This window comes from Paenibacillus sp. FSL F4-0236 (assembly GCF_038000135.1).
GTDB lineage: Bacteria > Bacillota > Bacilli > Paenibacillales > Paenibacillaceae > Paenibacillus_AQ.
Genome location: NZ_JBBOBK010000001.1, coordinates 3,133,696 through 3,145,914 on the forward strand (window position 1 = coordinate 3,133,696; position 12,219 = coordinate 3,145,914).

The following is a 12,219-nucleotide window of genomic DNA, read 5'->3' on the forward strand; positions in this document are numbered from 1 at the left end:
AAAGATCATATGATTGGAAGGGCCCTTAATAATAGGCCCTCATGAAGATAAGGGCACGCCGATTATAAAGAATCGGTCAATGTGCCATCACAAATATGCAAATATCTAGCCTTTCCATCTTCTTGCTCAATTCTGAATAAACCGTTCTCAAATTCTGTGTGTAATTCGTGAAAGAACTTTCCTTTAAGTGAATACTCACCCTTAGGTTCATCACTGAGCTGATACTCATCCCCGATTTTGACCAGGTAGGCGATTACGCCTTCCTCATGGGTTTCTTCCAGCCCGGCGCGCATCCGTTGAACGGCAACTACATGCAGATCCATCATTTTCATTTTACCAATGAGTTCATTGATGAAATTGCGTTTGGTAAGCTCCTGCCATCGAGTCTGAGCAGATTGTCCAATTACGATCTGTGTAACCTCATTCTTTTCAGCTACTTCTACAATAATATCAGTTGTTTTTCGGCCTTCACGTTTCCGAATGATAAATTCTGCGCCAGCTTCATCGGCAAGACGTTTCCAAACCGTCATATACATTTCTTTGCTCTGATTATATTCATCATTGTCCGAACTATCGACATTTAATACAAACAATGGGGCCCCTATTATTTCAGATAGTTGCACACCACGCCGGATTAAACGCTCCCCATGCGGACCATAATGAACACAAACCATAATCTTTTCATTGTGTATGACCTTCACCCTCCTGTAACATGGCCAAGAAATACAAAAGGAGCCTACTGGCGTTAGGCCCCTTGCGTAAATCTAAAACCGATAAGTTATACTTAATTATATCTATTCCTATGTTTTTTGTAAAGTTTAATGGTTATCATGGAACATATTTCTACGTAATGATTGTACTATGCCCTTCTTTTGAAGTTATCATACAATGAAAATTTTAAATATCCCTTTACAGGAATATTCACTTAATGGTATATTGTAAATGCAAACAGGAAATACAAGGAAGTAGGCCTGTTGAGTCGCTCCATCATGGCCCGTCATATGAAATCCGAATCAAATCAATGAATCGAAGTGATGATTGTTTATGAATACTAACGTAATGAGTGCTTTAGCAGAGCCTAATCGTATGCAGATCGTTGAACTATTACGCGAGAATCCCCTAACCGTTGGAGAGATCGCAGAAAGTCTTCAGTTGCGTCAGCCTCAAGCGTCCAAGCATTTGCGTGTTCTCAGTGATGCAGGCCTTATTGAAGTTCAAGCTGTTGCTAATCGGCGCATTTGCAAGCTCCGCCCTGACCCTTTTAAGGAATTAGACACTTGGTTAGAATCCTACCGTCATATGTGGGAGGAACGCTACGATCGACTGGATGATTATTTGCAGAAGCTACAAAGCAAGGAATTAGATAATGAAAAGTAAACGAGGAGGATTTATCCAATGACAAATTCTAACCAAACCAACCAACTAGTATCCAAAGTTGAAGGCAGCACTCTAATATTAGAGCGTATTTTTAAAGCTCCACGTGAGCTAGTTTTTAAAGCTTTTTCTGAGGCTGAGCATTTGAAGCATTGGTGGGGGCCAAAAGGTTGGACACTTCCCGTATGCCATGTCGATTTCCGTCCAGGAGGTACTTGGCATTATTGCATGAAGTGCGAGGATAAGAGTCAGGGAGATTTCTACGGTATGGAGTCTTGGGGTAAGGCGATTTATGGGGAAATTTCGATTCCAGAGCAAATTATTTACACGGACGGGTTCTCAGATGCCGAAGGTAATATTTCAAAAGATCTGCCCGAGACACTAGTCCAACTAGATTTTATCGAGCTGGATGGTCAAACGAAGCTGGTTAACACCGGTAAATACGCTTCTCCAGAAGCGTTACAACAAGTGATTGATATGGGGATGCTACCGGGTATTTCACAAACCTTTGATAATTTGGACGTACATCTTGAGAATATACTGAAGAGTAAATAAAGTAGATATGCTCGGACCGCAAGACTAAATTATGGTTATCTAACCTATATGTAAAAAAATAGGACGATGCAAGGATACTCTATCCTGCTCGTCCTTTTATTCATTTTGCGGGAAATAAGAACCTGAGGCTACTCGGAAAATATTGCAGAAAAAACGTGTCATTATGCGTGCCTAATGGATCTGTCTCAAACATCACCCGCTGATCAGCTCCATCTATCTTCTCTTTTAAAATATCAAAAGCACGTTTACTATTAGGCACCATGTCCTTCTGTGCATTAGTCTTCTGGATACCTTCCTGTTCACCTACATACATATAGACTTTGCATTCCCTATCTAACTTTGAAGTCTCCATATAATGTATAAAATCTTTAAACCACACAGACGCGGATATGAAAATAAAATTATCAAAAACAGACTCCGTCTTGTACATCGCATACAGACTTATTAACCCACCTAGTGATACACCGCCTAATGCCAATTTGCCCGGCTCATGAGAGATGCGAAAGGAACGAATTATATGCGGGACCAGTTCCTTATATACGTAATCCAAATAATCATCCCCCTTGCCCCCAAAGGACCAATCCTTAAAAAGAGCAGGCATTTCCCAAGGTGTATATTCATCATTACGAAGCTGAGAATCAATCCCGATAAAAATAACCGGCTCTGTAATCCCCTCCTCCACATCCCTTTCTATATCAGCAATCGACTCTTTGAACAAGAAATCGCCATCCTGTAAGAAAACCGCCGGGAAGCTTCTCTCAGTAAACAAATGATATGCTTTAGGGAGATACACGATAATTTGTCGCCCCATATGTTCAAAAGTAGTAAGTTCTCCTAACATCATCCTGCATCATAGCCCCTTCCTTAACAATTCAACATACGGAACGCTCTGCTCATGATGGTCGGTACTACTGACGCGTGGTTTTCATCTGGCGCTATGTAATGCTCAACCTGCAAATCAGGCAAAGAATACTCACACAATTTCGAAAATAATCCTTTAGCATCATCGACCATAAACGCCTCTTCACTGCCCACTGTGATCAATAGCTTTCTTTTCTCGGATCTTATCGTTTGACCCTTCTTATAAAACTCCTCCGCATACGCCAAGATTTCATGATCATTCCACCAAATCGAGGGGCTAGAGGCCAAATAATACTGGAATAGCTCGGCACGAGTAAACAGCGTCCAGAGGACAAACAACCCGCTTAATGAGTGACCAAACAAAACTTGCTTATGCTGATCGATATTATATTTTTCAGTGATCAGGGGCATTAATTCCAACTCTAAAAAAGATAGTAACTTTTCAGCACCACCATGTGGTCCTATGTCAGCATTTTTCAATCGATCCGGATATACATACTGCTTCGCAGGAGGCGTGAAATCATAAAATCTTCTTTTAGAGACCTCATCATCTGAACCATAATGCCCAATGCCAATCACGATAGCTGGTACAATCAAAGTTTTCTGCGCATTTCTTGACTGCAATTTCACGACATCCCGGCCCAATTGAAAATATGAATTACCATCGAGCATGTAATAGACGGGAAATCCATGCTCAGGGGCCTCTTCTCTCGGAATTGAGACCTTTATATCATACGTGTAGCCCATATACTGAGATTCTAGCTTCCATGATTCTGTGCGTTCGAGTTCAACTTGTGTTGACATATGTGCTGCTCACTCTCCCCTACACTCTTGACTTGGCTAATAAATATAAGAAATAGGGAATGCCAATAATGGAAACGACTATTCCCACAGGCAACTCTGCTGGCTGAAATAATGTTTTGGCAAAATAATCCGAGATCACAAGCAAGAACATCCCAACCACTGCACTGGATAACATAATATAGCGGTGATTAATCCCTACTAATCTTCTGGCGATGTGAGGAGCCATCAATCCTATAAAACCTATAGAACCGGATACAGATACACAGACACTTACAATCCCCACACTGCATAACAGAAAGATTAGCTTTTCTTTTTCTACGGAGATCCCCAAGCTTTTTGTGCTGGAATCCTCCAATTGAAAATAATTGAGCAAATAGCTTTTTCGATACATCACAAATCCTAAAATCAGTACCCAAGGTGTGATCATTATGATATAAGTCCAATTCGCGCTGTAAATACTTCCGACACTCCATACCGCAGCCATTTCATAATCACTTGCATTCATTTTTAGAGATAGATACAACGACAACGCCCCAAAACCACTGCTTATCGCGATCCCTGTCAATATCAAACGTTGCATATCAAGTGCACCATTCCGCCAAGAGAAAATAAAGATAACCATAACTGCGGCAAGCCCCCCCACAAAACCAAAGAGAGGCATGGCTAGTATCGAAAACCAGCTTTCTTTAATAAAAGTAACCCCTGACATCTGAAAGAAAAACATAAATGCAACGATGGCAGCTCCGGCACCGGCATTAATCCCAAGGATACCTGGATCAGCCAGTCCGTTTCGGGTAATGCCTTGAATGACCGTTCCAGCCATCCCCAGACCTATGCCTACTAACGACGCAATAATGATCCGTGGTAGTCGAAATTGAAAAATAACCAGGTCAAATTTAGGATTGGGATCTATTCGGAGCAGCGTTTTTATCACATCCATGACAGACATATCAAAAGCGCCATTCGTTAGATGAAAATACCCCGCCACAAGTGTTAGCAGGATAAAAGCTAGTAGCGTCAATATATAGCGACTAAACTGTATTCTGCCTCTATCCACGTTGCTCTCCCCCTTTAACCCGAATTAAATAAAGGAAGAACGGGATTCCAATAAAGGCTGTCACAACGCCAATTGGCGTCTCAAACGGAAAGTTAATATACCGGCTTAAGACATCACAAAATGCTAAAAAAACAGCCCCAATGACTGCTGAGCAAGGAATGATGAAACGATAGTCGATACCAACGATAAAACGTGTAATATGAGGAATGATTAGACCTACAAAGGCAATCTTACCTACTAAGGCCACTGCTGTCCCGGTCAGACATACAACAGATAAAATACTGATGATTTTCACCCATTTTGTCCGTTGACCCAAGCTAATTGCCGTTTCATCTCCTAGGGAGGCAACCATTACAGATTTAGAAATACTAACTGCCAAGAGCAGACCAACGATTATAAAAGGAATGGACAATATTAGCATATCTGGATTTACAGTATGTATTTTCGAGCTATACCAAACGCTAACATTTTGTGAGACTTGAAAAAACATCGCTACTGCTGAGGCAATACTACTTAAAAATGTACCAATTACAGTACCAATAATAGCTAGTCTGACTGGAGATAAGCCGTTTTTGACCAATGAGCCAAATCCGAAAACCAAACCCGCTCCGATAGCGGAACCCACCATGGATAAAAGAATCATATGAACATTCGATAATCCAGGATAAAACACCATAGCCAACGTAATAACAAATGCCGATCCGTCATTTACTCCCATAATCGATGGTGATGCAAGATAATTCCGTGTAACGCCTTGCATTAACGCCCCTGAAACAGCTAGAGCCGCTCCAACTAATAAAGCGGCGATTACACGCGGTAATCTAGATGTCATAATAATGTTGTGGTCCACATTATTTGCATCGAAGTGTGTAATCGCCTGCCAGATTGTTACTATTCCAATATCCTTAACACCATATAAGACGGATACAACCATTGCTAATACGATGAATAATGGAGAAGTTGATAGGATCAATATAACTTTCCAATTTTTTGTATTCATCTTATTCATCGCACCTTCGGTTTTACTTCAAGAGATTTTCAATTGCAGCATCCAGGAATCTTACTTTAGACCAAGCTGTACCACCTTGCGCCAACGGATCAATTGCATTTACAAAGACATGATTGTTTTTGACTGCATTTACGCTTTTGAAGATCGGATTCTTGAGCAAATCATCAAGTGCTGTTGCATTATCAGTATTCTCGCTAGTCTCAAACTGCAAGAAAATATAGTCCGGATTAATTTCCGCTAAAGCTTCTAGTGAAAGCTCAGCTTGAGCTTTAGTAGTTGTTATTACTTCGGGAATGGTAGCACCTAAATCTTCGTAAATAACCGGATTCAGGTAAACACCCGCTGGATACACACACATACTACCCTCACGAATACGAATAACTAGAATTGATTTATCTTTCAACTTTTCTCCAACGTCAGCCTTTGCACTAGCAGCTTTTGATTCATAATCGCTAATAATCTTTTCTGCTTCTGAGGTCTTTCCGGATAATTGACCTAGTAAAAGCAGATTATCTTTCCAATTCGTTGAGATATGTGAATAAGGAATCATCGTTTGAATTTTATTAAGCGCACCCGACACATCTTCACCAAACTTGGAAGACCCTAAAATAACATCTGGATCTAGCTGCAAGATCGCCTCATTACTTGGAGCAAATTTATCCCCCACTAAAGATGCACCAGCTAATTCCGTTGACAGATAACCTGGAATGGCATTTGCTATAGCAAGTACGCCTACAGGTTTCACTCCTAAGATTGCTGCATCTTCCATAGATTCCAGACTTGCAGCTACGATATTGTGAATCTCTACAGGTACTACATAATCCTTGCCTAGATATGTAATGGTTTGTTCAGTGGCTACCGCCTCCTGAGCCGTATTTCCTTTGTTGTTTGCATTTCCCTCTGCTGCTACGGCGGAATTATTTGCACTTTTTGAAGCTGCGTTATCCTTTTCATTGTTACCACAAGCCGCCAAACTCAAAGCTAAAACCGCTGATACCCCTGCTAATAAAACTTTTTTCTGATTCATTTTCTATCTCCCCATCTATATTTTATTTATCATTCTTTATAGCAAAGTAATGATAATGAGAATCGTTATCATATTAAATCATATGAGAATAATTATCAATAGATTTCTTTAAATATATGAAATTTTGTAAATTGTCAGATCATAATAAAGGGAGAAATTTCCGCAGATGACGTAATTGTTAAAAAAGGAAATGGAGCTGGCGGTGCATCCGTGTCACATGTACTGCATCTAATGCAGGTTGGTCTTCAAGAGGCGTACACTCTGGCAGAGCTTGTCGAGCTAGATGCACTCTCTGTCATAGTTCGGAATAAGTTTCGTAAACAGTTGGGTCTGCCAGTGGCCTAGACTCTACCATCCTATTAAGAACACCGAAGGCGTTTATGCTTGCTATAATAGAATTTTTAAAATTTCTAGATTGCGGAGAAATGTGAAATGAACTCAAGGGATGGGCCTATATTCAACTGTTGGCCATGAGGAGCCCTGTTTTTAATTAAGCACACGCCTCTTTGGGATGACGGACCGAGCGGACCTTAAATCCTTAGAATACATGTTTTAGTCGAGCTTACGGACAACTGTATGCGAAAAACCGAATACAATGTGCCGACGCTAACGTAATAAGCCAAATGTATGCGAAAAACCGAATACAATGTGCCGAAGCTAACGTAAATAAGCCAAATGTATGCGAAAAACCGAATACAATGTGCCGAAGGTAACGTAAATAAGCCAACTGTATGCGGAAAACCGAATACAATGTGCCGAAGGTAACGTAAATAAGCCAACTGTATGCGGAAAACCGAATACAATGTGCCGGCAGTAACGTAATAAGCCAACTGTATGCGAAAAACCGAATACAATGTGCCGAAGGTAACGTAAACGAGCCAACTGTATGCGAAAAACCGAATACAATGTGTCGAAGGTAACGTAAATAAGACAAATGTATGTGAAAAACCGAATACAATGTGCCGAAGGTAACGTAAACGAGCCAAATGTATGCGAAAAATCGAATACAATGTGCCGAAAGTAACGTAAACGAGCCAAATGTATGCGAAAAACCAAATACAATGTGCCGGCAGTAACGTAAAGGAGCCAGCGCCGATACACATGCTGAAGAACCCGCATCAAATGCGGGTTCTTCAGCGCTTAAATATAAATTCAACTTTTTCATCAGCGTATAAATTACGGCATATATTTCTCAGCAATGCTGGTGACATATCCGTCTTTTTTAGTAATCACACACGGGGGCACAAAATCAGTATATTGCTTGAAATATTCAATAAACTCCTGCTTGCTTACTTCTTTTAGAGCACCCGTATTAGCATCAACTATAGAATATCTCGTATCCTCTGTAACCTCTAATGGATCGGTATACGTATATTTGTTAAGGATATAAAATCCATTGGGCATATCCTCATCTGGATTAATATTCAACCCTTTAAAGCGAGCGGAATCCTCCATTGTTAGCCATTCAATGTTATCAAAATCAAAGGAATGATTCTCCAGGCTAAGATTAAAAACATAGCCTATTAATATACTCTCGGGCGTGTTCGCAAAATCATCAGCTGTAGCCTCATTGTCCACCACAAGCTGATCCAGCTTAACATGCTGACCCATTCCAATATCATTGCTTATATAATTCATGGCGACCTGCAAAGGATCAAGTAGTGCTGGCTCCTCCCCCTGATCCGCTAATGTCTGCAGACGGGCATAATATTCAGCTATCGTAACATCGGTTTGAGGTGTATTGTAATATTCATTTCCATTCGAATCCTTCCAGCGTTCTACGCTCCAAATTCCTGAATCTCCTTGAATAACAGGTTGGGATAACAACAGTTGGCTTGTTTCGCCTGTCGTTAAGGGGAATTTCACTAGAATATGCTTCCCACTATAAGTTTCATGCGGAAGGTGATGGTTTGCTTCAAGAAACACACGCACTGCCATTTCCTGACCGGCTGGTGTGGATATGTCATTCTCTCCACTCCTGATTACGCCCAAATATTGTGGTGTTGAATTCATAATAGAAAAAATAAGTATCGGTTTCCCCATGCTTCCTTCTTCGGTGATAAATCCATCAACCACATTTTCCGTCATCGTCAGCTTAGCTGGATCATCCGGTTTCAAGCGATATTCTAAACTCCAAATTTCCAAGGGTGTTGCAAACAGATCGTCGAATGACGCTATTTTTTCAAGCTTAGTAATTTTACTGTCAACCATCTTAACATTTGTACTATTCTCATAGCTCGTAATGTTCTGCTCCATAAATTGCTCGGCATAATCCTTTACGGTTAATGGATCATTTTTCGGATTACTTATGAGTCCGACACACAGCGCAACCACGACTAAGATTGCGACTAAAACAACCCAAAAGGCTGGTTTTTTGTAATTCAGAATATTTTTGATTCGTCCTTTTGTATTGCTCTCGCCAAAGGCAAGCGGTGAACCACCCATAAATCGTCTTCCAGTAGATAAGGACAAAAGTGAGGTCGAGTATTCCTTTTTGATTCCACTGCCCATCTGTCTTATGACGCTTTCGTCACAGGACTGCTCCATATCATCACTCATCAGATAAAAAGCAAGCCAAACCACTGGATTAAACCAATGTATACACAGAACAACGAACGCGAGAAGTTTTATGATGTGGTCGCATCTGTGTATGTGCACTTGCTCGTGTTTGATGATATAAGCTTTTTCATGATCGGAAAGACCGTTTGGAAGGTATATTCTAGGCTTAAGGAAGCCGAATACAAAAGGTGTGGAGATGCCGTTATGTTCATATATATTTTCGAAAAGAGGGGTTGCGGCTCTTAAGTCTCGTGAAAGTCGAACAGTGGCAACAATGCTGTAGATGAGCAGCAGCCCAATCCCGATCAACCATATATATTGGCCTATGTTAATCCACGCATCTGAAGGATTCGAAGGGATTATACCACTTGGTGCAGCAGGTGTAGAGGGAATAAGTACGGGTGATATATTATTTACAGCTTGCTCGGATGTGTTGATTACATTTTGGATTTGAGGCGTTTGTGTGTATAGCTTATTTAGAGGTGAGTTCTGTACTTCAGATGGGATAAAACTAAATATACTCTCAATCGAGAACGGACACAGGAGTCGGATCAAAACCACAGACCATAAGGCATAGGAGAATATTTTGGGAACTTTTCTTAAGAACAGCCGTGCCACGATGATAAACACAATCACATAACTTCCCGTAATGCTCATGTTTAAAAGTAGTTCAAACAGCTGATCCACCGTTACTCCTCCTTATGCTCATGGATTAGTCTTAGAACATCATCAATTTCGCTGTCGCTTAATTTCCGGCTCTTTGTGAAAGCAGCCAAAAATTTGGGTAACGAACCGCCGAAGGTTTCCTTCACAAACGCCTTGCTCTGCTCCGCATAAAAGTCATCCTTTTTGATAAGAGAACCTACCACACCATTATCATTTTTAAAAATCTCTTTAGCCTCAAGTCTTTTCAACATCGTATACGTCGTAGATTTCTTCCAGTTGAGCTCGGATTCACATAACTTCACCAGATTCCCTGACGGAATCGGTTCATGATCCCATATTAATTCCGCAAATCTCCCTTCCATTTCGGTCAGTCTGAGATCCTTCAACCTTGCGCCTCCCGTTGGTCTACAATTCCTAGACCTTCCATTTGAATTAGAGTTTACAACTTGTAGACCGTTTTGTCTACAAAAAATTCCCAGCACAAAAAAGAGACTATGTCTTTGCAAACATCGCCTCATTGTTATCTTTATTAAGGATAAAACACAGATAAGTCACGGAACAATAGTCCGCTCTCTTCTAGTCTGTTAAGCACCTCTTCTACATCAGTTACAATATGGCTTTCTCGCTCATGAGCTGTATTGATTAACCACGGTCGCCCCTGACTTAAAAAACAAAGATCATCGGGCACTCTAGTCTGCACCCATGAGTACAAGCTCGTAGAATAGGATAGTAGGATATCGACCGCATCCGGTGAACATCTAAAATAATAAACATCTGCATAATGTCCCATAAGCCGAGTTCCCGGCCAATAATCATCTTTAACGATCTCTTTGAGAAAAGGCTGTAACCGTTCCAATAGTTCATATCCTTCTGGCTCTAACTCCATCTGATCCCGTTTGACCAAAATAAATTCATCACACACTTCCATAGCTACCTGTATCAGCGTCTTATAGGCCTGACCCGTTGGGTCCTGCAAAATAGTATTTATAATAATGTCCGCCCCTTACTTGTTTGTATTATTTAAATACTCCTGATGCATCCTTCCCCAGCCACACATGCTATCCAAAACAGTAATTAGTGATTTGCCATGTTCTGAAATACTATATTCCACCCTCAATGGAAGCTCATGAAAAATCACACGATCGATAAGTTGATCCTCTTCAAGCTCCCGTAGTTGCTTAGTTAATGTCCCTTGAGAGACATCTGGAATAATCCGTCGAAGTTCGCCAAATCGTTTGGTACCATCTATCAATAAAATAAATAAAATGAGCGGCTTCCACTTTCCACCGATCTTATCAAGCGTTGTAAGCACTCCGGCCAATCTCGGCTCCAGTAAATCCATGTGATCATCTCTTTCGATAGTTAATCTATTTCACAGCTAGTACGAACAATCGTACCTAGTACGAAAAAAGTGCGTACTGTGCAGAATTTCTTTTATACCTAATAATAAAAAACAGAACTTAAAAGTCCATTTAACTATGAACGGAGTAGATAAAAATGTCCAGTATTTCATTAAAAAACCAGCGAATTGTCATTATCGGAGGAAGCTCCGGAATAGGGCTCGCAACTGCCAAACAAGCGGTTGAACAAGGCGCATATGTCATAATCGCTGGGCGTTCACAAGATAAATTAGAAAAAGCTCAACAAATTCTAGGGTCCGAATCTACCGAAACTCATTCGCTTGATAATCAAAATGAAGAAGATTTAAAGTCTTTTTTTGAAAAAATCGGCAACTTCGATCATTTGTTCACTCCCGGCGCCTCTTATGTTAGAGGACCGATTACTTCAAGCTTAGAGATTGCACAAAGCTGCTTTAATGCAAAGTTCTGGCCTCAATATAATGCTGTGAAATACGCGATCCCATATATAAGTCCAACTGGCTCTATTGTTCTGATGTCTGGCGCATTCAGTCAACGACCACTTGCAGACGGTGCCTCCTATGCAGCTTGTAACGGCGCGATTGAGAGTCTAGGAAAAGCATTGGCTGTTGAGTTAGCTCCGATTCGAGTAAATGTCATCTCCCCAGGCACCATTCATACCAACTTTAATTGGGTTGGAGCAGAACAAGAGACTAGAGACAAGTCTTACGATGAATATACGAATATGAATATCCTTGGCAGGGTAGGACATGCCGACGAAGCAGCACATACAACCATTTATTTGATGACTAATAACTATACTACGGGAAGCACCCTATTTCCTGATGGGGGTTATATTTTGCGTTAAAAAATAGCTGACTCAATAAATAGGAAATGCTACTTAGGGGTCAGCTCCTTTTAGTTTAAAGAATTAGGTGAGAAATTTCTT

Annotated in this window: 14 protein-coding genes; 4 read left to right on the forward strand and 10 right to left on the reverse strand. The window is 40.7% G+C overall.

Annotated elements, in window-relative coordinates; translation table 11 throughout:
• Positions 1-62 precede the first annotated feature (62 nt).
• Positions 63-701 (reverse strand): universal stress protein, encoded by a 639-nt coding sequence (locus NSQ29_RS14250; RefSeq protein WP_231573438.1) that lies wholly within the window; start codon positions 699-701, stop codon positions 63-65.
• A gap of 343 nt (positions 702-1,044) precedes the next feature.
• On the opposite strand from NSQ29_RS14250, the gene NSQ29_RS14255 reads away from it, so the two are divergent.
• Positions 1,045-1,377 (forward strand): ArsR/SmtB family transcription factor, encoded by a 333-nt coding sequence (locus tag NSQ29_RS14255; protein WP_341125390.1) that lies wholly within the window; start codon positions 1,045-1,047, stop codon positions 1,375-1,377.
• Positions 1,378-1,395: 18 nt separating this feature from the next.
• Positions 1,396-1,929 (forward strand): SRPBCC domain-containing protein, encoded by a 534-nt coding sequence (locus NSQ29_RS14260; protein WP_341125391.1) that lies wholly within the window; start codon positions 1,396-1,398, stop codon positions 1,927-1,929.
• Between the two features lie 100 nt (positions 1,930-2,029).
• Here NSQ29_RS14260 and NSQ29_RS14265 read toward each other — a convergent pair whose 3' ends face one another.
• The 5 genes from NSQ29_RS14265 to NSQ29_RS14285 are packed head-to-tail and all read right to left on the reverse strand — an operon-like array spanning position 2,030 to position 6,687.
• Positions 2,030-2,773 (reverse strand): alpha/beta hydrolase, encoded by a 744-nt coding sequence (locus NSQ29_RS14265; protein WP_341125392.1) that lies wholly within the window; start codon positions 2,771-2,773, stop codon positions 2,030-2,032.
• 20 nt (positions 2,774-2,793) lie between these two features.
• Complete coding sequence (locus NSQ29_RS14270; protein WP_341125393.1) at positions 2,794-3,594, reverse strand: alpha/beta hydrolase; 801 nt, start codon at positions 3,592-3,594, stop codon at positions 2,794-2,796.
• 19 nt (positions 3,595-3,613) lie between these two features.
• On the reverse strand, positions 3,614-4,651 hold the full coding sequence (locus NSQ29_RS14275; protein ID WP_341125394.1) for a FecCD family ABC transporter permease: 1,038 nt from the start codon (positions 4,649-4,651) through the stop codon (positions 3,614-3,616).
• Positions 4,644-5,660 carry a FecCD family ABC transporter permease gene (locus NSQ29_RS14280; RefSeq protein ID WP_341054298.1) on the reverse strand — a complete coding sequence of 339 codons (1,017 nt, stop codon included), beginning with the start codon at positions 5,658-5,660 and terminating at the stop codon, positions 4,644-4,646. Before NSQ29_RS14280 ends, NSQ29_RS14275 begins: the two co-directional genes overlap by 8 nt.
• Before the next feature lie 13 nt (positions 5,661-5,673).
• Positions 5,674-6,687, reverse strand: coding sequence for an ABC transporter substrate-binding protein (locus NSQ29_RS14285; protein WP_341125395.1), 1,014 nt, complete (start codon positions 6,685-6,687; stop codon positions 5,674-5,676).
• A gap of 210 nt (positions 6,688-6,897) precedes the next feature.
• On the opposite strand from NSQ29_RS14285, the gene NSQ29_RS14290 reads away from it, so the two are divergent.
• Positions 6,898-7,032, forward strand: a complete 135-nt coding sequence (locus NSQ29_RS14290; protein WP_341125396.1) for a hypothetical protein — start codon at positions 6,898-6,900, stop codon at positions 7,030-7,032.
• A gap of 831 nt (positions 7,033-7,863) precedes the next feature.
• Here the strand turns inward: NSQ29_RS14290 and NSQ29_RS14295 are convergent.
• From NSQ29_RS14295 to NSQ29_RS14310, 4 genes are all read right to left on the reverse strand, one after another.
• Positions 7,864-9,933 (reverse strand): M56 family metallopeptidase, encoded by a 2,070-nt coding sequence (locus NSQ29_RS14295; RefSeq protein WP_341125397.1) that lies wholly within the window; start codon positions 9,931-9,933, stop codon positions 7,864-7,866.
• Positions 9,934-9,935: 2 nt separating this feature from the next.
• The gene (locus NSQ29_RS14300; protein ID WP_042187606.1) at positions 9,936-10,298 is read right to left on the reverse strand and encodes a BlaI/MecI/CopY family transcriptional regulator; all 363 of its coding nucleotides are present in this window, start codon (positions 10,296-10,298) and stop codon (positions 9,936-9,938) included.
• A gap of 143 nt (positions 10,299-10,441) precedes the next feature.
• Positions 10,442-10,888, reverse strand: coding sequence for a hypothetical protein (locus NSQ29_RS14305; protein WP_341125398.1), 447 nt, complete (start codon positions 10,886-10,888; stop codon positions 10,442-10,444).
• Positions 10,889-10,915: 27 nt separating this feature from the next.
• On the reverse strand, positions 10,916-11,254 hold the full coding sequence (locus tag NSQ29_RS14310; RefSeq protein WP_042187604.1) for a winged helix-turn-helix transcriptional regulator: 339 nt from the start codon (positions 11,252-11,254) through the stop codon (positions 10,916-10,918).
• A 155-nt stretch (positions 11,255-11,409) separates the two neighbouring features.
• Between NSQ29_RS14310 and NSQ29_RS14315 the strand changes: the two genes are divergently transcribed.
• Positions 11,410-12,138: an SDR family oxidoreductase gene (locus NSQ29_RS14315; protein WP_341125399.1), complete on the forward strand. Its 729-nt coding sequence runs from the start codon at positions 11,410-11,412 to the stop codon at positions 12,136-12,138.
• Positions 12,139-12,219: the final 81 nt, after the last annotated feature.